We start from the raw sequence: 19,875 nt of genomic DNA, 5'->3' as shown, positions 1-19,875 counted from the left end.
AAGCGTTTCGTTCGCAAGGCGTTGGTGCCGTTGCTGGCCACGGCGGCAGTCGGGATCGTCAATGGGCCGCCGGTGTTCTCGGCGGTGGGCCGGTGGCGGCACGAGCAGCTGATCAACAGCATGCCGTACAAGAAGTCACACGGTTTCTGGCAGACCGTGGAGCTGCCCAAGGGAGTCCGGGTCAACGCGATTCACGCGGCGTTGCTGCCGTCCGGCCGGATCCTGCTGATCGCCGGCTCCGGCAACAAGCTGGAGCAGTTCCAGGCCGGCACGTTCAAGACGCTGGTGTTCGACCCGGCCAGCGGCGCGGCCCACCTGGTGCCGACGCCCACCGACCTGTTCTGCAGCGGGCACACCTTTCTGCCCGACGGCAAGCTGCTGGTCGCCGGCGGAACGCTGCGCTACGAGGTGCTGAAGCCCGACGTCAAACGTGCCGGTGGGACGATGACGGTGAAGAACGAGTCGCCCGACGGGCCCCGCTCCTTCCCGAAGGGCACCGTCTTCGTCGCGGCGAACGGCCTGCGCTACGTCGCCGGCGACGCGTTCACCGTTCCCGCGGCGACCAAGACGGTCCGGCCGGCCCGCGCCGGTAAACCCGGCAAGGTGACCGTCACCGCGAGCGCCACCACCGTCTGGGTCGACGCCGCCGAGGACGGCAGGCAGTACGCGATCGCCGAGCGCGGCCAATACCGCATCGACGGGCTGACCGGCGACGACGTCCACAATCTGTACGGCCTGTCCGAGCACATGACCATGGACAAGCAGGACTACCAGGGCCGTAAGGAGACCTACGAGTTCGACCCGGTCACCGAGAGCTACCAGCGGGTCGCTGACATGCACGAGAAGCGCTGGTATCCGACGCTGACCGGCCTGCCCGACGGGTCGGTGCTCGCGGTCTCCGGCCTGGACGGCAGCGGCCAGGTGGTCGACGGCTCGCAGAACGAGATCTTCGACCCGGCGACGAAGAAGTGGACCGTCCGCAAGGACCTCGACAGGTACTTCCCGACCTATCCCACCCTGGTGCAGACCGCCCGGCCCGGGGTGCTGTTCTACACCGGCTCGAACTCCGGGTACGGCCCGGCGGACCGTGGCCGGCAGCCGGGCCTGTGGAACCTGACCGACAACAGCTTCCGCCCGGTTCCCGGCATCCGCGAGCCCGATCAGCTGGAGACCAGCATGTCGGCGTGGGCCGGGCCGGTGCAGAAGCAGACCATGATGGTGGTCGGCGGTGGCGGCGTGGGGGAGTCCCGCAAGTCCACCCGCCGGATCGACATCGTCGACCTGAGTGCTCCCGCGCCCCGGTTCCGGCCCGGCCCGGACCTGCCGCAGGGCACCCGGTACCCGAACCTGGTCGGCCTGCCCGACGACACCACGCTGATCACCAACGGCGCGCGGGACTACCGTGGCCGGGGCGCCAGCGACAACCACATCGCCCGGATCTACCATCCGGACACCAACACGCTGTCGGTGGCGGCGGCCCCGGCGGTGGGCCGCAACTATCACAGCTCGGCGCTGCTGTTGCCGGACGGCCGGGTGCTGACAGTGGGCTCCGACCCGCTGTACGCCGACCGGAAGAACACCATCAGCGGCTCGTTCGAGCAGCGCATCGAGGTGTACACGCCGCCGTACCTGTTCCACGGTGACCGGCCGGCCGTCACCGGCGGCCCGGCCACCGTGGGCTACGGGGGCAAGGCGACGTTCAGCACGTCGGCGCCGTCGGAGATCAGGTCGGTGCGACTCATCCGCCCGGGCGCCGCCACACACATGCTCAACGTCGACCAGCGGTCGGTGAGCGTGAACTTCACCCGGGCCGCCGACGGGATCACGGTGACCGTGCCGGCGCAGCGCACCTTGCTGCCGCCGGGCCCGTACATGCTGTTCGCGATCAACCGGGCCGGTGTGCCGTCGGTCGCCCGCTGGGTGATGGTGGCCTGACCGGGCCGGTCAGGCCGAACGGCCGGCCAGGTCGAGCGCGTATTCCGGCCACCATTGGCCGGCCGGCGGCTCGCCCGGCCGGCAGGCGCCGTCGGAGTCACCCGGATTCTTGATCCACAGGAAGGCGTCGACCCGGGGCCGGCCGGTGTCGGTGGTCGGCACCGGCCCGAGCGCCCGGCCGGGCGGGTTGCACCAGCGCGGGCCGCCGTCCACGTCGGCGCCGGGCACCGGCCCGGCGCCGTTGCGGCTGGTGTCGATCACGAAGTGGGTCCCGCCGAGCGCGTCCGAGACCCGCCTGCCGAAGGCGACGTTGTCCTCGGTCGCGACGAAGTTCGACACGTTCAGCGCGAAGCCGTCCGCGCGCGCCACCCCGGATTTGCGGAGCGCCCCGGCGAGCCGGTCGATGTCGGTGATCCAGCCGGGGTTGCCGGCGTCCAGGTACACCACTGTCGATCCGGACGCCTTCAGTACGTGGATGGCGTCGCGCAGCACTGCCGCCCGCTGCGTGGTGTCGTCCGCGCACCCGTCGACCAGGTGCGCGACGGCGTCGGGTTCCACGATGACCACTGCCGGGCGGTGGCCGATGCCGGCGGCGAAGCCCCGGATCCAGTCCCGGTAGGCCGCCGCGGAGGTCGCGCCGCCGGCGCTGAAGCTGCCGCAGTCGCGTTGCGGGATGTTGTAGGCGACCAGCACCGGCACGCGGCCACTGCTCGCGGCGCGACTGACCACCGCGTCCACCCGGGTGCGCACCGGCGTCGAGCCACCGGCGATCCAGGTGGCTGTCGGCTGATCGGCGATCTTCTTCAGGGTACGGGCGTCCGCCGCCCGGCCCTGCGCCGTCCACTGCGCGACCTGCGCCGCGGCGTCGCCTGTCGGGTCGACGAAGAGGGCCCGCCCGGCGAGCGGGTTGTCGGAGTGGCGCGTCACGGACACCGACGGCGCCGCCTCCGGCGCGGAGCGGGGCGGCGTCGCGTCATCGTGCCCGCAGCCGCCGCCGGTCAGCATGACTGCTGCCGTGCCCGCCGCGCCCCACCGCCACCACCCGCGCCCGTACTTCACTGTCACGTGGAATCCCTTCAGGCCCGGACCCGGAGGAATCCCAGCGTATCGGAGACACTCGGACGGGTGAACCATAACGGACATAAGCCTTCAATGCGTCGGCTGTGCGATGTGGACGGGCGCGGTGGCTGCCTACGCTCTCGCGGCGAACATCCACCGGCAGCGGTCAGCTCGCCGCAGTGCGCCTCCACCTGCCGACGTTCGCGGACGGTGGACGGCGCGCGTGAGGGGAAGGAGTCAGGTGTCCTCGTCGCCCGAGTCGCCGCCACACGGTTCATGGGAACGGCTGGAGCACTTCAGCCGCCTCGCGGGACCGCTCACCGTACCGCCGTCCGACCAGCCGTATCGGGTGCGCTTCCGCAACCAGCGCAAGGTGGACGGCCGGTGGCGGCACGCCAAGGCGCTGCTGATCGCCGTGCTCAACGTCTGCTTCGAGCTGTTCTTCTTCGCCTGGCTGCTGCGACCGGACCACATCGGCCCCACGTACGCCGGTCCGGCCGCCCGGGCCGCCTACCTCGCCAACCTCGCCGTCATCTTCTTCATCGCCGTGGTCGAGCTGCTGCGGCTGGTCAACGTGATCTCGTTGTCGCTCGCCTCGATAGCCGCCTGCGACCCGATCCCGGTGATCCCCGACTCCGGCCTGCGGGTGGCCTTCCTGACCACCATCGTGCCCAGCAAGGAACCGATCGCCGTGGTGCGGGAGACCCTGCGGGCGGCGACCCGGATCCGGCACGAGGGCACCTTCGACATCTGGCTGCTCGACGAGGGCGACGACCCGGCGGTCAAGGCGGTCTGCGCCGAGCTGGGCGTCCGGCACTTCACCCGGCGTGGCATCGAGAGGTACAACCAGAGCACCGGGGCGTTCCGGGCCAAGACCAAGCACGGCAACTACAACTCCTGGATCGACGCCCACGGCGACCGGTACGACGTGCTGCTGTCGGTCGACCCGGACCACGTGCCGCTGGCCAACTTCGCCGAACGGATCCTGGGCTACTTCCGTGACCCCGACGTCGCCTACGCCGTCGGGCCGCAGTGCTACAAGAACAGCGAACAGTTCGTCACCCGGGCCGCCGAGTCGCAGCAGTTCCCGTTCCACAGCGTCATCCAGCGCGCCGCCAACCGGTACGGCACGCCCATGCTGGTCGGCACGAACAACGCCATCCGGATCGCGGCACTGCGCAGCATCGGCGGCCTCAGCGACTCGATCACCGAGGACATGGCCACCGGCCTGACCCTGCACACCAGCCGCAACCCGGCGACCGGCCGGCGCTGGAAGTCCGTCTACACCCCCGACGTGCTCTCCGCCGGTGAGGGCCCGACCAGCTGGAGCGACTACTTCAGCCAGCAGCGCCGCTGGTCGCGCGGCACGTTCGAGATCCTGTCCGGCGCGTACTGGCGCCGTCTGGCCAAGCTGTCCCCGGCCGCGATGCTGCACTACACCCTGATCACCACGTTCTACCCGTCGATGGCCATCGGCTGGCTGCTGGGCATCCTCAACGCGGTCCTGTTCCTCGGGCTCGGCGTCACCGGCATGACCATCGCCCCGCAGACCTGGCTGGCGCTCTACACCGACGCGACAGCGTTCTCGCTGTGGCTCTACATCCACAACCGCCGGTACAACGTCAGCCCCTACGAACCACCGGACTCCTGGGGCCTGACCGGCATGCTCATGTCGATCATCGCGGCGCCGCTGTACGCCGGACAGCTGTGCAGCACCGTCGCCCGCCGGCCGGCCAAGTTCGTGGTCACCCCCAAGGGTGACAGCAGCAGCCAGGACGGCCTGCGCACGTTCCGCAACCACCTCGGCTGGTGCGCCGTGCTCCTCACCGCCATCGCCGTCTCGGTCGTCCGGCACTACGCGAGCGGGGCGGCGCTGCTCTGGCCGTGCACCAGCCTGCTGGTCTGCGTGCTGCCGATCGCCTGCTGGTACGCCACACCCTGGCTCGCCCGCAAGCCGGTCGCCGCCGAGCCGTTCGCCGCCCTGCCGGTCGGCCCGCTGCCCGTCCAGCGGCAGGCCGGCGACATCACCCGGGAGATCCCAAAGGCCCTCCTGCTGCAACGTCTCGGCCATCTCGATCTGCCCGTCGGCGACCCGGCACCAGGCGAACCCGACTGGTCGCAGCGGCTGCCGACCCAGCGCACCAACGCCCCGGCACCGTCGCGTCAGAAGACCGACAACACGGCCGGAGAAGCCAGAACTCCCTGAACGCCCTTGCTGGGTGTCAAGTAGGGGCTCCTCCCGGGTGCCCCGAATGACTACATTGACCGCATGCCTGAAGACGCCGATATCGGTCGATTGAACACCTCTCGCCGTTACAACCAGTGGCTCGGCGGAAAGGACCACTACGCGGCGGAGCGGGAGTCGACCGCCACCATCGTCAGCACCCTGCCGAACGTCGTCGTCGCCGCCCGCGAGGGCCGCGCCGTGCTGCTGCGCGCGGTCCGCCACCTGGTCGCCGATCTCGGCATCCGGCAGATCCTGGACATCGGCGCCGGGCAGCCGCACGCGCCGAACGTGCACGAGGTCGCCCAGGAGCACGATCCGTCCTGCCGGATCGTCTACGTCGACAGTGACCCGCTGGTCGGCGTCCACCACCGCGGCACCATCGTCAGCAGCCCGCAGGGCGCCGCCGAGTTCGTCGACGGCGACCTGCTGGACATCGAGAAGGTGCTGGTGAGCGCGGGCGCGGTGGTGGACTTCGAGCGGCCGGTCGGGGTGCTGCTCAGCAGCGTGCTGCACCTGATCGACGACGACGAGCGGGCGCGCGCGGCGGTCCGTACGCTGATCGGCGCGCTCGCTCCGGGCAGCTACGTGTTCATCGTGCACGGCACCTTCGACACCCTGACGCCCGAGGTGGCGGCGAAAGCCCAGGAGCTGATCGACACCGGCCGGCACGGGGTGTATCGGGCGCGCAGCCGTGCCGAGGTGGCCCGGTTCGCCGAGGGGCTGGAACTGGTCGAGCCGGGCCTGGTCTCCAGCGTCGAGTGGCGCCCGGGCCCGGACACGGTGACAAGCGTCACCGACGCCATGTGCTGGACGGTACTCGGGCGTGTTTCCTGATCAGGAGCCTGGCATGCTGTCCCGATGATGTCGTCTCCGCGTTCCGTGACCCGGCGCCGGGGCGCGGAGATACCACCTGTCCTGCGGCGATGGTGGCGACCCGCGCTCGGCGTCGTGGTCACCGTCGCCATTCTGGTCACCCTGCGTGATCAGCTGCCGGACCTGGGGTCGTTGCTGACCGTCTGGCGCGAGCTGGACCTCGGCTGGGCCGCCGCGGCGGTGGTGGCCGGGTTCGTCTCCCAGGTGGCGTTCGCCGAGCAGCAGCGGCTCCTGCTGGCCGCCCTCGACGTGCGGCTGCCCCGGGACAGCGCGATCGCGCTGACCGTCAGCGGCGCCGCGGTGAGCATGGCCGTCCCGGCCGGCGCGGCGGTCGCGACCGCCTTCACCTTCCGGACCTTCCGACGGTACGGCGCCAGCACCCCGGTCGCGACGGCCGTCACCGTGGTCTCCGGCGTCGTGTCGATGCTCAGCCTCGCCCTGCTGTACGCCGGCGGCTGGCTGGTCAGCTCCGACCTGGAGACGGTCCCGTGGCGCCCGGCGGTGATCGCCCTCGCCGTGGCCGTCGCCGGTTACCTGGGCTGGCGGTTCCGGTCGGCGTTCGCCCCGTCCCCGGGGTCGCGGCTCGCCCGGTTCGCCGCCGCGGCGGCCCGCACCACCGCGCAGATGGCGGCCATCCCGGCCCGCCGCTGGGTGTCGATCTTCGTGGCCGGCATGGCCAAGTGGGTGCTCGACCTGTTCTGCCTGGCCGCCGCGGCCACCGCCTGCCACGCCACGCTGGGCTGGTGGCGGATCGCGGTGATCTACCTGGGCATCCAGATCGTCCGGCAGATCCCGCTGACCCCGGGCGGCACCGGCCTGATCGAGGTGGTCATGCTCGGCGCCCTGGTCGCCGCGGGTTGCAGCCACCCGGCGGCGGCCGCGATCGTGGTCCTCTACCGGCTGATCACCATGTGGCTGGTCCTGCTGATGGGCATCCCGGCGTACCTGTGGCTGCGGCGGGACCTCACCGCCGAGTCGCCGGTCAGTCCGGCTCGGTGACCGGGCGCGCGTCGCGGATGGCGTCGGCCACGGCGCAGACGTCATCCGGCTGGTAGACGAGCCGCTTGCACGCCTCCATGTCCGATCGGTAGATGGCCGCACGGGGCAGGAAGATCCGATTGGCGACCTTCCACAGGACGGCGAGCTCGGCCACCTCCTCGGCGGGCACCGCCCAGAACGCGGCCACCTGCTCGGTCGTCCACCAGTGCTCCACGGTGAGGTGGGCCCGGACGTGGACCTTCTCGGTGGTGACCGGCACCTCGGCCGGGCCGAGCAGGTCGGCCAGCCATCCGGACAGCTGTTGCCCGGACGACCGTCCCAGCGGAGCATGCTCGTCCGCCTCGCACCGGATCGGGCCGCCGGTGGTGCTCAGCACGACGGCGATCCCCACCTGGCGGCCGAGCTTGTGCCGCTCCTCGACCACGACCCGGGACACCGCGTCCACCGGCAGCACCTGGTGGCGCCAGCCGCGGGTGAGGACCAGCCGGGCCGGCCGGTCCGCCGGCCGCAGGTCCAGGCGCCGCACCGAGCGGATGTCACCGACCACCATCGCCACCAGGAAGACGGCCGCCAGCACCGCCGCCAGCACGAGGATCACCCGGATGCCCCGCCAGACCCCGTCGGAGCCGACCAGGAAGCCGACCGCCGGCAGGACGACGAGGGCCGCGACGGCGGCGGCGTAGCCGGCGCATCCCAGCGAGCCGAGAAACCTGCTGACCGCCGCCTGCCACAGGCTCGGCAGGAACACCACCCGCCAGCCGTCGGTCAGTTGCCGTACCCCATCGGTAGGTAGCAACCACATGGGCTCACAGTAACGCCGCTGACCACAAGGGATCAGTCACCAGGAGGTCAGCACGAGGTGGTTGACAAGCAGTGCGGTGGCCGCTTGCAGGATCAGCCAGCCGCGCCGGTCGCGGGCCGGGAGCAGGGTCGCGGCGGCCGGCAGCCAGATCGCGAACGGCAGCCAGATCCGCTCGGTCTCGGCCTTGCTCAGTCCGGACAGGTCGGCGGCCAGGGCGGCCGCGAGGCCGGCGAGACAGAGCAGCACGGCCGGGGTCCGGGTGCCGGCGACCGTCGCCGCGGCGCGGCGCAGGAGGGCGGCGGCGACCGGTCCGGCACAGATGGCCAGGGCCGCGAGATTCCCCCAGACCCAGTAGGCGTACGGCCGGGCGCTCGCCAATCCCTGGTAATAGCGCTCCTGGACCAGGTGATAGCCGTCCCACCAGGGAAAGCCCAGCGCTGTCACGGTGGCCACCACCGTGCCGGCGCCCAGTCCCGCCCAGACCAGCAGCGGCGACCGCCGCGCCCGGGACACGATCACCGCCGCGGCGGGCAGTGCCAGCAGCACCAGCCCGTAGGAGAGGTAGGCACAGGCCGCCAGCCCGGCCCCGGCGGCGAGCAGGCACCACCGGGACGGCCGGGACAGTCCGACGGCCAGCAGCGCCAGCGACCCGGCGGCCACCCCGGCGAACAGCCCGTCGGCCGATACCCCGGTCCACACCGCGCCGGGGAACAGCACCAGGAACGGCAGCGCCGACCGGGCGGCCGGCTCGTCGCCGAGCGCGCGCAGGGTGACCGCTACCGCCACCACCGCCGCGCAGCCGGCCAGCACGCAGAGCAGCGCCGCCCACGCCCCGCCGCCCAGGCCGATCCGGTCCAGGCCGACGAAGACCAGCAGCGCGCCGGGCGGATGCCCGGCCACGTGCACGGCCCAGTTGTCCGGCGTGCCGAGCAGGATCCGGCCGGTGAAGCCGCGCAGCATGGCCGGCACGTCGGTGACGCCGGGCACCTCGCTCAGGTACTCGAACGGCGTGGTCAGCCGTCCGGCCACGCCCCGCTGCCAGCCGTCCACCAGGGCCAGCGCGAACGTCCAGGCCACCGCGGCCAGCCAGGCGACGGCGAGCAGCCGCCGCCAGGGCAGCCGGTCGGCCAGTCCCGGCCCCCAGCGGATCACCGCCCAGGCGACCAGCAGCGCGGCCGGGGTGCCGGGCCCCACGTGCGGCAGCACATGCCCGAACAGCGGGGCCGCCGGCGCGCGCACCGGCCGGCCGAGCCAGCCGAGCGCCGCGCCGGCCAGCACCGCCGCCGTGATCAGGCCGAGCACCGCCGCGAGGGCCCACCGGTCGGCCCGCGACGACGGCCACGACCGCCACGCCGGCCGCGGCCGGGCGGTCAGCCGCGCAGCGGCACGCACGCGAACTCCCGCAGGCCGGTCTCCGGCAGCACCGCCGCCTCGAACCCGAGCTCGGCGGCCGCCCGGGCGGGTGAGGCCACCACGTGCCGGACGTCGCCGAGCCGGAACTGACCGGTGACCACCGGCGACGGGCCCCCGAAGGCGTCCGCCAGCACGGCCGCCATCCCGCCGACGGTGGTCGGCCGGCCCGAGGCGACGTTGTACGCCCGGAACCCCGGCCGCGCCCCGAGAGCCACCACGTTCGCCGCCGCGACGTCCGCGACGTGCACGAAGTCCCGGCGCTGGGCCCCGTCCTCGAACACCCGAGGCGCCTGGCCGTTCTCCAGCGAGGACCGGAAGATCGCCGCCACCCCGCTGTACGGGGTGTCCCGCGGCATCCCCGGCCCGTACACGTTGTGGTAGCGCAGCGCGGCCACCGCGGCGTCGCACTCGCGGGCCCACACCGCGGCCAGATGCTCCTGGGCCACCTTGGTCGCCGCGTAGACGCTGCGCGGGTCGACCGGGGCGTCCTCGGTCACCAGCCCGGCGTCGAGGGGAGCGCCGCAGGTGGGGCAGGCCGGTTCGAACTGGCCGGCCGCCAGGTCCGCCACCTCGCGGGGCGCCGGGCGGACCGGGCCGTGCCGCTCGCAGGCGTACGCGCCCTCGCCGTAGACCACCATCGAGCTGGCCAGCACCAGCCGCCGGACGCCGGCCTCGGCCATCGCGGCGAGCAGCACCGCGGTGCCCAGGTCGTTGCAGCCGACGTAGTCCGGCAGGTCGTCCGGCCCGGCGCCGAGCCCGACCAGCGCCGCCTGGTGCACCACCGCGTCGACGCCGCGCAGGGCGGTCCGTACCGCGTCGCGATCCCGCAGGTCGGCCCGGTGCGGTACCGCACCGGCGGGCATCTCCGGTATCCCGGTGTGCGCGGCCGGATGGCCACAGTCCAGCACGGACACGTCATGGTTGGCGGCCAGCAGCGCGGCGGTCACGTGCGAGCCGATGAAGCCCGCGCCGCCGGTCACGAGGATGTGCGTCACGGTTGCGACCGTAGGGCCGGGACGCCGCCGGGGGAGCGTTCCGGGTCGATCCGTCAGCGGTTCGTAAGAACTGCCGCCGACGTACCCACTTCGTAAGATTTACCGGCACTGACCAGCGCTAACTTTCCGGCCATGACCGATGTGGTGCTGCCCTGCCTGAACGAGGCCGCCGCCCTGCCGTGGCTGCTGGACCGGATGCCGCCCGGCTACCGGGCGATCCTGGCCGACAACGGCTCGACCGACGGATCCCCCGACGTGGCCCGCCGGCTCGGGGCCCGGGTGATCGACGTGCCGGACCGGGGGTACGGCGCGGCAGTGCACGCCGGGGTGCTGGCCGCGGACCCGGCGGACGGCGTGGTGTGCGTCCTGGACGCGGACGGGTCGTTCGATCCGGCCGACCTGCCGCGGCTCGCCGATCCGGTCCGGGCCGGCGACGCCGACCTGGTGTGCGGTCGTCGCCGGCCGGCGAGCGTGGCGGCCTGGCCGGTGCACGCGCGGCTCGGCAACGCCGTGCTGGCCCGCCGGATCCGCCGGGACACCGGGCTGCCGGTGCACGACATCGCGCCGATCCGGGCGCTGCGCCGGGACGCGCTGCTCGGGCTGGAGCTGCGGGACCGGCGGTTCGGGTATCCGCTGGAGTTGCTGCTCGGCGCGGCCCGGGCCGAGTGGCGGGTGCGTGAGGTGGACGTGGTGTACCACCCGCGGGCGGCCGGGACGCGGTCCAAGGTCACCGGGACGGTGCGCGGGACCCTGCGCGCGGTGCGGGACATGCGGGCGGTGCTGGCCCGATGATCCAGTTGCTGGTGATGGCGAAGGCGCCGGTGCCCGGCCGGGTCAAGACGCGGCTCTGCCCGCCGTGCACCCCGGAGCAGGCGGCGGCGATCGCGGCCGCCGCGCTCGCGGACACCCTGGAGACGGCCGGCCGGGTGCCGGCCCGGCGGCGGGTGCTGGTGGTCGACGGCAGTCATCCGGTGCCGCCGGGGTGGACCGGGATGGCCCAGCGCGGCGGCGGGCTGGGGGAACGGCTGGCGTACGCGTTCGCGGACACCGCCCTGCCCGGCGTGCCGGCGCTGCTGATCGGCATGGACACCCCGCAGGTCACCGCGGAACTGCTGGTCGCCGCGGCCACCACGCTGGACCGGGCCGGGGCGGTGCTGGGACCGGCCGAGGACGGCGGGTGGTGGGCGCTCGGGCTGAGCGACCCGGCCGACGCCGCCGTGCTGACCGGGGTGCCGATGTCGATGCCGGACACCGGCGCGCGAACCCTCGCCGCCCTGCGCGGCCGGGGTGTCCGTCCGGCGCCGCTGCCCGAACTGCGTGACGTGGACACCGCGGCCGACGCCGTCGCTGTCGCGGCCCAGTGCCGGGCCGGTGCCCGGTTCCGGCAGGCGGTCGCCCGGATGCCTCAGGCGGCCGGGGTGGTCGCGTGACGGCGCCCGCCCTCGTCTGCCCGGCCGCCCTCGACATCTACGACCGGGCGCTGAGCCTGGCGGCGACCGGCCGGCGCAGCCCGCTGATCCTGCGCGGCGACGACGGCCGGGAGGCCCGGGTCGACGCCGCCCAGTGGTGCCTCGACCGCCGGCCCGGCGACGACGGCCTGCTGCGCCGGTGCGCCGGGGCCACCCTGGACATCGGCTGCGGGCCGGGCCGGCTCACCGCCGCGCTGCTGCGTCTCGGCCGGGCCGCGCTCGGCATCGACGTGAGCGCCGCGGCGGTCCGGCTGGCCCGGCAGCGCGGCGCGACGGCGCTGCGCCGGGACGTGTTCGCGCCGCTGCCCGGGCACGGCCGCTGGGAGCACCTGCTGCTCGCCGACGGCAACCTCGGGATCGGCGGCGACCCGGCCGCGCTGTTGCGCCGCTGCCGCGAGCTGCTCGCCCCGACCGGCCGGCTGCACGTCGAGCTGGAACCGCCCGGCTCCGGCTCCTGGTCGGGGGTCGCCACCCTGCACGACGGCGGCGACGGGCCGGGCGCCCCGCTGTCCTGGGCGCGGGTGGCGGCCGACGATCTGGACCCGCTGGCCCGGCCGGCGGGCCTGCGCACCGTGGCGAACTGGACCGAGGAGGGACGATGGTTCGCATCCCTGACACCCGACGAACGGCACTGATCCGCTTCTCGTCGCCGCTGCGGTCGACCCGGCTCACCGTCCACCTCGGCGCCGCGCTCGGTATCGCGTTCGGCGTCTGCTTCGTCACCGGGCTGCTCAGCCACCTGATCCAGCACCCGCCCGGCTGGTTCTGGTGGCCGTCGCGCCCGGCCGGGCTGTACCGCTTCACCCAGGGCCTGCACGTGGCGACCGGCCTGGCCACCGTGCCGCTGCTCGGCGCGAAACTGTGGTCGGTCTACCCGCGGCTGTTCACCTGGCCGCCGGTGCGCGGCCTGGCGCACGCCGCCGAGCGGCTGTCCGTCGCGGCGCTGGCCGGGGCGGCGCTGTTCCAGGTGGTCAGCGGTGTCCTCAACGTCGCCCGCTGGTACCCGCCGATGCCGTTCTTCTTCACCACCGCCCACTACTGGGTGGGTTGGCTGGCCGTCGGCGCGCTGCTGGTCCACGTCGGCGTCCAGCTGCCCGGGCTGCGGCGCGCGCCGGACGGACCGGGCCGCCGCCGGGTGCTGCTCGCGGTGGCGGCAGCGGCCGGGGTCGTCACGGTGAGCACCATCGGTCAGACGGTGCGGCCGCTCGCCCCGGTCTCGCTGCTCGCGCCACGCCGCCCCGGGACCGGCCCGCAGGGCCTGCCGGTGAACCGGACGGCGGCGGGCGCCGGCGTCCGCGACGCCGCCCTCGACCCCGGGTACCGGCTGACCGTCGCCGGCTTCGGCCGTGTCGTCGAGCTGAGCCTGGCCGACCTCGCGGCGCTGCCCCAGCACACCACGGTGCTGGCGATCGCCTGCGTGGAGGGGTGGAGCTCGACCGGCACCTGGACCGGCGTCCGGCTGCGCGACCTGGTCGCCCTGCTCGGCGCCGACCCCGCAGCGTGCACCGCCCGCGTCGAGTCGTTGCAGGCCGGCGGCCGGTACCGGGGCTCCGACGTGGCCACCCCGCACCTCGCCGACGAGCGGACACTCGTCGCGCTGCGGCTCGGCGGCGAACCTCTCGCGCTCGACCACGGCTACCCGGCCCGGCTGATCGCGCCGAACCGGCCCGGCGTCCTGCAGACCAAGTGGCTGAGCCGGATCACCGTGCGGAGCGCCCGATGAGACGCGCGCTGATCGCCGCCGGGTCACTGATCTTTTCGTACGGCGTGATCGGGCTGCTCACCGGCGACGGCGGCGACCTGCCCGGGGTGGTCGTCTTCGGGCTCGCCGTCCTGGCGCTGCACGACGGCGTGCTGCTGCCGCTGATCCTGGCCGGCGGGGCGCTGATCGCCCGGGTGGTGCCGGCCCGGTGGCGCACGGCGGTGCGGCTGGCGGCGATCGTCGGGGTGGCGCTCACCGTCATCGCGGTGCCGTTGCAGCTGGGGCCGGGGCTCCGGGCGTACGGAAAGAACCTGATTTTGATCTTGTTGGTGGTGACCGTGACAGTGCTCGCGAGCCGTAAGGGATTCGAAAGGGTCCGGACGGGCGCGGGCGGCACCGGCCCGGATAACCTGCGGGGATGACCCATCAGGTGCTGGTCGTCGACGACGACCCGACGGTGAGCGACGTCGTGCGCCGTTATCTCGAACAGGACGGCTGCCGGGTGCGCCTGGCCGCCGACGGCCTGTCCGCGCTCGCCGCCGTCGACGCCGAACGGCCGGACCTGGTCGTGCTCGACCTGATGCTCGGCGGCCTCGACGGCCTCGAGGTGTGCCGCCGCCTGCAGCGCGACCAGCCCGGCCTGCCGGTGGTGATGCTGACCGCGCTCGGCGAGGAGAGCGACCGGGTGCTCGGCCTGGAGGTCGGCGCCGACGATTACGTGACGAAACCGTTCAGTCCGCGCGAGCTGACCCTGCGGGTGCGGTCGGTGCTGCGCCGCACCGCGCCGGCCGCGCCGCCGCACCCGGCCCTGCTGCGCGACGGCGACCTGGTGGCCGACACCGGGCGGCGCACCGCCGAGCTGGCCGGGCAGCCGCTGGCGCTGACCGTCCGCGAGTTCGACCTGCTGGAGTTCCTGCTGCGCCACCCGGCCCGGGCGTTCTCCCGCGCCGAGCTGCTGGAGAAGGTGTGGGGCTGGCGGTTCGGCGACCAGTCGACGGTGACGGTGCACGTGCGCCGGCTGCGCGAGAAGATCGAGGTCGACCCGGCGGCGCCGGCCCGCCTCGTCACGGTCTGGGGTGTCGGCTACCGATACGAGCCGGGCGCCGATGCGTGACATCCTGCTGATCGGCGTCTACGCGCTCGCGGCCGGCGCGGTCGTCGGACTGTGCGGCGCCCTGGTGCTGCGGCTGCTGCGCGGCCGGTCGATCGCCGTGCACGTGTGCGTGCTGCTGGCCATCACGGTGACAGCCGTCGTCGCCGGGGTCGCCGCGGTGGCCCGGGCGATGTTCCTGTCCGCCCACGACCTGCAGGTGGTGCTGGTCACCGTGGCCGCGTCGGCGGTGGTCAGCCTGGCCCTCGGTCTCGTCTTCGGGCGCCGGCTGGCCGCCGCGGCGATGTGGGCGGCCGAGGCCCGCGAGCGGGAACGGCAGATGGAGGCCGGCCGCCGTGACCTGGTCGCCTGGGTGTCGCACGACCTGCGGACGCCGCTCGCCGGCCTGCGCGCGATGACCGAGGCGCTGCAGGACGGCGTGGTCGCCGACCGGGCGAGCGTGGCGGAGTACCACCGCCGGATCCGCGCCGAGACCGACCGGATGAGCGGGCTCGTCGACGACCTGTTCGAACTGTCCCGCATCCACGCGGGGGCGCTGCGCCTCGTCCCGGCCCACCTGCCGCTCGGCGACATCGTCTCGGACGCCGTCGCCGCTGTCGGCCCGCTCGCCGCCGGGCGGGGCATCACCCTGGTCGCGGCCGGTGACGAGTGGCCGGTGGTGACCGGCGGGGCGGCCGAGCTCAACCGGATCGTCAGCAACCTGCTGACCAACTCGGTGCGGTACACCCCGGTGAACGGGATCGTGCACATCGAGGCGGGCCGGGATGCCGGTGAGGTGTGGCTGGCCGTCTCGGACAGCTGCGGCGGGATCCCGGAGGACGACCTGCCACGGGTCTTCGACGTGGCATTCCGGGGCAGCCGGGCGCGCACACCGGACGGCGGGGCCGGGGGAGGGCTCGGGCTGGCCATCGTGCGCGGCCTGGTGGAGGCGCACGGCGGGCGGGTGCGGGCCGGGAACGTCCGCGGCGGCTGCCGGTTCGAGGTGCGGCTGCCGGCCCACCCCGCGCTGTCCCGGTAGCGGTTCGCGCGGGGGCAGTGCGGTGCGGACGGTGCGCCCCGGGTCACCCGGAAGGGGGTTCCCTCCGGATTGCCCGGATGCTCGACGGTGGGTCACTCATAGTGATGGCGCGCCCGATCGCCAGCGCAGCGACCACCGAGTGGGATCGGAACAACGACATGCGTCTTCGCCTGACCCGTCATGCCGTACTCGCCGTGTCCACCGTTGCGATGCTCACCGCCGGCCCGCAGGACCGTGTCGGCGAACCGCTCGTCCTGTCGTCGGCTGTCGCTCCGTCGGCGGTCTCCGAGGCATCGGTTCCGGTGCCGCTCGCTGGCGAGTCGGCCAAACGCCGGCATCGCCCGAGTTGGATCTGGCGGGTTTTCGGTGCGGCCCTGCCCGCTCACGGCGGTTGCGAGAACGGCGTGCTGCCCGCTGGGGGCGGAAAGCCGCCGGTGACGCTGGACCGTCTGGACTCGCTGTTCTTCTGTTTTCACGGCTTCACGCCGAAGGACAAGCCGGTGATGCGCATCGTCGCGCCGGACGGCAGGCAAACCGAATGGGCGGGCGAGGACCTCTTCGGCAACGTCTGGTACTGGGCTTGGACCGATGAGGAGGTTCTCCGTGTCCTGCCGCACCCCGGTACCTATCGGTTCGAGGTGACGGCCGCGGAGACCCCGACCACCTTCGGCACCATCGAGGCGAGATCAGCTACCAAGCCGGATCTGCAATTCTCCGACGTTCTCGGCGTTCGTCCCGGTCAGACGGTGACCGCCATGGTGGTCGGGCGCCGGCCCGGCTCCCCGATCTTCGCCAGCCTCTACGGCAGCCAGCGACCCAAACGGTTACGACTGGTCCGCGACTTCCCGCCAGTGATCGCCGACCGATGGGGTGAGGGCGTCATCCGATGGACCGTCACCGACGAACCGGACGGGGACTACGGCCTCTTGGTGGAGATCCCGCACAACGACCGGCCCGACGCGTGCCTTCGGCTCAACGCGTGCCGGCCCTTCGTCGTCGAGCGGTGAACCAGCGGCCGTCGCGCCGGAACCATCGGAACTCACCGAGCACCCGAGGCGGCGGCGACACGCTCCTCGACCTGACCGTGAAATATGTCGTACCGCTGGTCGGTCTCGGCGGCGCGGTCCTGTTCGGGGTGCTGCGCCTCGCGTACGTCTTCTTCTACCTGCCCTTGCGCGCCACTCCGCAGGAGGCGGGTTACGGGTACCTGGAGATCCTCTCCGGCCAGCTGATCGGCACTGCCGAACTCGTTCTCCTCCTCGCCGCGGCCCTGTTCGCGGGAACGGTGGCGCTGGGCTCGGCTCGTCACGCGGTGGCGGGCCGGTGGCGGGACGCGGTGTCCCTACCGGGCCGGCAGACCCTGCTCCGGCTCGCCCGGCGCTGTGCCTGTGCCGCGCTGGCGACGGTACTGCTGTGCCTGCCGATGCTCGCCTGGATGTTCGGCGAGGAGGCGCAGCGCGGCACCGCGGTACGCAACATCTACCTGCTCCACTTCGTCCCGATCCCGGTGCTCGCGGTGCAGGCCAGCACGGTGAAGGTGTCCTGGGCCGCGACCATGCCGGCCGGCACGCCGGACATCAGCCGGCGTCACTGCCTGCTGTATCTGGGAAAGTCCGCCGGCACCGCGGTGTTCTACGACGTCACCACCGAGGAGAGTCTGCAGGTGTCGTCCACCCAGATCCTGCTGACGTTCCCGCACACCGCCACGGTGTGGGATTCCGGCTGCGCGTGAGTCAGGGAACGCGGAACCACGAAGCGGCGCCACCGCACCTGGTCACTCCGGACGCGGCGGGGCGGGCGGGTTGCCGGCGAACCGCTGCCTGAACCACGTCATCGGATGCACCTTGCCGGCCATGCTGATCACCAGGACGCCGGAGATGGTCCGGGCGGCCTGCTCCAGCCACCAGTTGCTGGTCAGGGCCTCCACGGTCAGCGACCCGGCGAGCAGCAGTGCTCGGATCGCCAGGCCGGTGATGGTGACGCCGGGCTCGCGGACCGGCCGTTCGGCGAGCGGCACCGGCACCGCTGTCGGCAGCTCGGCGTGCAGCCGGTCGAGCTCGGCCGAGGTCCCGATGGCGGCACGTCGGCCGGGGTCGCCGACGTAGACGCGGATCGCGTCGAGGAGCAGGTCGACGGGCACGCCCTCGGCGACGATGGCGTTCGACACGCCGGTGATGCCCTGCCGTTCGACGAGGTCTGGCCGGGCGATGACCAGCGTCGACGAGGCCGGCGGTCGCCGGCGGACGGTCGGCCTGCCGGGGTCGAGGGCGTCCCACGGCACGACGATCGTGCCGGCCAGCCGGGTCAGTGTGAGCCCGCGGCGGGTGAAGTCGACCGAGGGCACGGTCCGCAGTGACGCGGCCAGCCCAGCGAGCAGGATCAGCCCGACGGCGACCCCGGCGATGCCGAGAACGACGTGGCGCCCGGACGTCGCCTCGATCCCGGCCGCCGCGATCCCGATGCCGATCAACGGAAACATACTGGCCAGCATCAGCAGACCGCCGCCGTGCCGAGGCGTGGTGAAGCCGTCCCCGCTGATCCGCAGGGTCCGCGGCCCGTGGCGGCACGCGACGTTCGAGACGACCAGTGATCCGGCGAAAGCCAGCGCGAGGACGCCGAAAAGGCTGAGACCGACCATGTCCCGGTACGCCTCCGAGCCGATCATGGTGGCCGCCCCGGCCAGCGCGATCAGCACCGCGAGGGCGATGACGGTCCGGCCGTGGCGGTAGAGCACGGCATCACGGTGTCAGCCGCGCCCATCCCGGAGTAATGGGCCAAAAGGCTGCAAAAACACACCGACCAGGCAGGCGAGCTGCCGGACCGCCCGCTGCCGCGCGCCGCCCATCCGGCACGGCCGGTTTGAGGCTGGGCCCTGTTCCGTACGCGTCGATGTTGCGGCGCGGCGAGGTCCCCCGGCCGGGTGGCTCACGCGTGAGATCTCGGAGACGCGGGTACCTCGAAGCCCGACGTCGGCAAGGACGTCACCGAGACGGATACCGATGATGTTCTAGGAGTTGACCGAGATGGCTACGTCCACCCATGAGAACCATGACCTCCACATGGCGCACACCCGGTCGCGGGGCGAGGAGACCAAGCCCTCGTTCAAGACCACCGAGCTGATCGTCTACGTACTTGCCGTCATCGGCGTGCTGGTCGCCTCCAACGTGGTCGGCGACGGCGCCGCCAACGACGGCCACGACTACTTCACCGCCGACAAGGCCTGGTGGTACATCACCCTGCTGACCATCGGCTACATGGTCAGCCGGGGCCTGGCCAAGGCCGGCAGCCGCAGCACCGACCGCGACCCGCGTACCCACTGAGCCTCGCGCGTCACGAACGGCCCCGAGCGGGCTCGGCCAGTCACCCACGACACGGCCGGCCCGCCGGGGCCGGTTCCTGTCCTCAGTCACCGGGGGTGGTTCGACCAGGTGGTGCCGGCCGCGGTGCGAGGCGGCCGGCGGTGACCTGGTAGTGGCCGAAGGCGGTGGTCGAGGGCGTGAGCGAGCGTAGGTGCCCGGTCAAGACAGGGCTCAGAGCGCGGACGGCCCGGCCGCGGCCGAGGCGGACGGCTGTGGCGCCGGCGGGTTGCTGTCGCAGCCTGCCGGCAGAAGGAGCAGTGCCGCCGCGGCGACCGCGGCCGGACGGATGGACGGCATCCCGGAGCCCCCGGCATCTCGAGATCAATCGATGAGATGAAGGAACATCAGACGACGCGGGTGTCGCGCGACCTGGGCGGCGAGACCAGCGCCGGACTGGTTGCCGGTTGAGCGCGGGCTGCCGGGATGCCCGGGTCCATGAACGTCAGGGGGTCAGTCCATCGAGCGGCAGTTGCCGCTGTGGTCGGAGTAGACGGGGCCGGGGGTGTTGTCGCCGCCGCGGACCGTGCGGAAGCGGACGCAACCGTTGGTTGTCGCGGCGTGATGGATGATGCGCCGCACGTTCCAGTCGCCGAACGCGACCGCCCCCAGTGCGAAGCACGGCCCCGCCGCGAGTTCGATCGCGAGCGAGCCCACACCGCAGACGGCGCCGGCGATGGCCATGGCGTCAGTGGTGTCCGCCGGGCCGCGCAGAATCTCGTCGATGCGCACGGTGGCGGAGTGGCTGTAGTACCTGGCTGCACGTGACGATGCCGCAGGTGCGGATGAAAGTCCTTGCCGTGGTTGTCGCCTGAGGATGCCAGCGCCGGCGCGGCGGTGAACGTGCTCGCGGCGACAGCGAGCGCGATGGTGGTCAGCAGGTGGCGGGGCCGGAGTTCCATGGCGATCTCCCCAT

General features: G+C 73.2%; 20 protein-coding genes. 14 read left to right on the top strand and 6 right to left on the bottom strand.

Going from position 1 to position 19,875, the window contains the following annotated elements; all coding sequences use genetic code 11:
* Window positions 1-24 precede the first annotated feature (24 nt).
* A complete protein-coding gene (gene glxA, locus Actob_RS25145; RefSeq protein ID WP_456319226.1) occupies window positions 25-1,935 on the top strand; it encodes a radical copper oxidase GlxA in 1,911 nt (636 codons plus the stop codon).
* A 9-nt stretch (window positions 1,936-1,944) separates the two neighbouring features.
* Here glxA and Actob_RS25140 read toward each other — a convergent pair whose 3' ends face one another.
* Window positions 1,945-3,000, bottom strand: a complete 1,056-nt coding sequence (locus Actob_RS25140) for a glycoside hydrolase family 6 protein (protein ID WP_284914271.1) — start codon at window positions 2,998-3,000, stop codon at window positions 1,945-1,947.
* A 235-nt stretch (window positions 3,001-3,235) separates the two neighbouring features.
* On the opposite strand from Actob_RS25140, the gene Actob_RS25135 reads away from it, so the two are divergent.
* From Actob_RS25135 to Actob_RS25125, 3 genes are all read left to right on the top strand, one after another.
* A complete protein-coding gene (locus Actob_RS25135; RefSeq protein WP_284914270.1) occupies window positions 3,236-5,200 on the top strand; it encodes a glycosyltransferase family 2 protein in 1,965 nt (654 codons plus the stop codon).
* A gap of 63 nt (window positions 5,201-5,263) precedes the next feature.
* On the top strand, window positions 5,264-6,055 hold the full coding sequence (locus tag Actob_RS25130; RefSeq protein WP_284914269.1) for an SAM-dependent methyltransferase: 792 nt from the start codon (window positions 5,264-5,266) through the stop codon (window positions 6,053-6,055).
* A 24-nt stretch (window positions 6,056-6,079) separates the two neighbouring features.
* Window positions 6,080-7,093 carry a lysylphosphatidylglycerol synthase transmembrane domain-containing protein gene (locus Actob_RS25125; RefSeq protein ID WP_284914268.1) on the top strand — a complete coding sequence of 338 codons (1,014 nt, stop codon included), beginning with the start codon at window positions 6,080-6,082 and terminating at the stop codon, window positions 7,091-7,093.
* Here the strand turns inward: Actob_RS25125 and Actob_RS25120 are convergent.
* From Actob_RS25120 to Actob_RS25110, 3 genes are read right to left on the bottom strand one after another with little or no spacing between them, the layout of a single operon-like run.
* Window positions 7,077-7,895 carry a hypothetical protein gene (locus Actob_RS25120; protein WP_284914267.1) on the bottom strand — a complete coding sequence of 273 codons (819 nt, stop codon included), beginning with the start codon at window positions 7,893-7,895 and terminating at the stop codon, window positions 7,077-7,079. The genes Actob_RS25125 and Actob_RS25120 overlap by 17 nt on opposite strands.
* A gap of 36 nt (window positions 7,896-7,931) precedes the next feature.
* Window positions 7,932-9,287 (bottom strand): hypothetical protein, encoded by a 1,356-nt coding sequence (locus Actob_RS25115; protein WP_284914266.1) that lies wholly within the window; start codon window positions 9,285-9,287, stop codon window positions 7,932-7,934.
* A complete protein-coding gene (locus tag Actob_RS25110) occupies window positions 9,266-10,303 on the bottom strand; it encodes an NAD-dependent epimerase/dehydratase family protein (protein WP_284914265.1) in 1,038 nt (345 codons plus the stop codon). Before Actob_RS25110 ends, Actob_RS25115 begins: the two co-directional genes overlap by 22 nt.
* A 132-nt stretch (window positions 10,304-10,435) precedes the next feature.
* Here Actob_RS25110 and Actob_RS25105 point away from each other — a divergent pair, with 132 nt between their 5' ends.
* The 9 genes from Actob_RS25105 (at window position 10,436) to Actob_RS25065 (ending at window position 17,335) form a co-directional block, all read left to right on the top strand.
* Window positions 10,436-11,095, top strand: a complete 660-nt coding sequence (locus Actob_RS25105; protein WP_284914264.1) for a glycosyltransferase family 2 protein — start codon at window positions 10,436-10,438, stop codon at window positions 11,093-11,095.
* Window positions 11,092-11,733, top strand: coding sequence for a TIGR04282 family arsenosugar biosynthesis glycosyltransferase (locus Actob_RS25100; RefSeq protein WP_284914263.1), 642 nt, complete (start codon window positions 11,092-11,094; stop codon window positions 11,731-11,733). The genes Actob_RS25105 and Actob_RS25100 overlap by 4 nt, the downstream gene beginning before the upstream one ends.
* The gene (locus tag Actob_RS25095; protein ID WP_284914262.1) at window positions 11,730-12,407 is read left to right on the top strand and encodes a class I SAM-dependent methyltransferase; all 678 of its coding nucleotides are present in this window, start codon (window positions 11,730-11,732) and stop codon (window positions 12,405-12,407) included. The genes Actob_RS25100 and Actob_RS25095 overlap by 4 nt, the downstream gene beginning before the upstream one ends.
* Entirely contained in the window at window positions 12,371-13,495 is a 1,125-nt protein-coding gene (locus Actob_RS25090) for a molybdopterin-dependent oxidoreductase (RefSeq protein ID WP_284914261.1), read from the top strand. The genes Actob_RS25095 and Actob_RS25090 overlap by 37 nt, the downstream gene beginning before the upstream one ends.
* The gene (locus Actob_RS25085) at window positions 13,492-13,896 is read left to right on the top strand and encodes a hypothetical protein (RefSeq protein ID WP_284914260.1); all 405 of its coding nucleotides are present in this window, start codon (window positions 13,492-13,494) and stop codon (window positions 13,894-13,896) included. The genes Actob_RS25090 and Actob_RS25085 overlap by 4 nt, the downstream gene beginning before the upstream one ends.
* The gene (locus Actob_RS25080; RefSeq protein ID WP_284914259.1) at window positions 13,893-14,588 is read left to right on the top strand and encodes a response regulator transcription factor; all 696 of its coding nucleotides are present in this window, start codon (window positions 13,893-13,895) and stop codon (window positions 14,586-14,588) included. Before Actob_RS25085 ends, Actob_RS25080 begins: the two co-directional genes overlap by 4 nt.
* Window positions 14,581-15,603: a sensor histidine kinase gene (locus Actob_RS25075; RefSeq protein WP_284914258.1), complete on the top strand. Its 1,023-nt coding sequence runs from the start codon at window positions 14,581-14,583 to the stop codon at window positions 15,601-15,603. Before Actob_RS25080 ends, Actob_RS25075 begins: the two co-directional genes overlap by 8 nt.
* Before the next feature lie 104 nt (window positions 15,604-15,707).
* The gene (locus Actob_RS25070; protein WP_284914257.1) at window positions 15,708-16,610 is read left to right on the top strand and encodes a hypothetical protein; all 903 of its coding nucleotides are present in this window, start codon (window positions 15,708-15,710) and stop codon (window positions 16,608-16,610) included.
* A 77-nt stretch (window positions 16,611-16,687) separates the two neighbouring features.
* Window positions 16,688-17,335 carry a hypothetical protein gene (locus tag Actob_RS25065; RefSeq protein ID WP_284914256.1) on the top strand — a complete coding sequence of 216 codons (648 nt, stop codon included), beginning with the start codon at window positions 16,688-16,690 and terminating at the stop codon, window positions 17,333-17,335.
* Between the two features lie 42 nt (window positions 17,336-17,377).
* On the opposite strand, the gene Actob_RS25060 is transcribed toward Actob_RS25065, so the two are convergent.
* Window positions 17,378-18,337, bottom strand: coding sequence for a hypothetical protein (locus Actob_RS25060; protein WP_284914255.1), 960 nt, complete (start codon window positions 18,335-18,337; stop codon window positions 17,378-17,380).
* Between the two features lie 325 nt (window positions 18,338-18,662).
* Here Actob_RS25060 and Actob_RS25055 point away from each other — a divergent pair, with 325 nt between their 5' ends.
* The gene (locus Actob_RS25055) at window positions 18,663-18,923 is read left to right on the top strand and encodes a hypothetical protein (RefSeq protein WP_284914254.1); all 261 of its coding nucleotides are present in this window, start codon (window positions 18,663-18,665) and stop codon (window positions 18,921-18,923) included.
* Between the two features lie 489 nt (window positions 18,924-19,412).
* On the opposite strand, the gene Actob_RS25050 is transcribed toward Actob_RS25055, so the two are convergent.
* Window positions 19,413-19,691: a hypothetical protein gene (locus Actob_RS25050; RefSeq protein ID WP_284914253.1), complete on the bottom strand. Its 279-nt coding sequence runs from the start codon at window positions 19,689-19,691 to the stop codon at window positions 19,413-19,415.
* Window positions 19,692-19,875: the final 184 nt, after the last annotated feature.

The organism is Actinoplanes oblitus, from assembly GCF_030252345.1.
GTDB lineage: Bacteria > Actinomycetota > Actinomycetes > Mycobacteriales > Micromonosporaceae > Actinoplanes > Actinoplanes oblitus.
The sequence above is the reverse complement of the archived record's forward strand: the minus strand, read 5'-3'. Positions and strand labels throughout refer to the sequence as shown.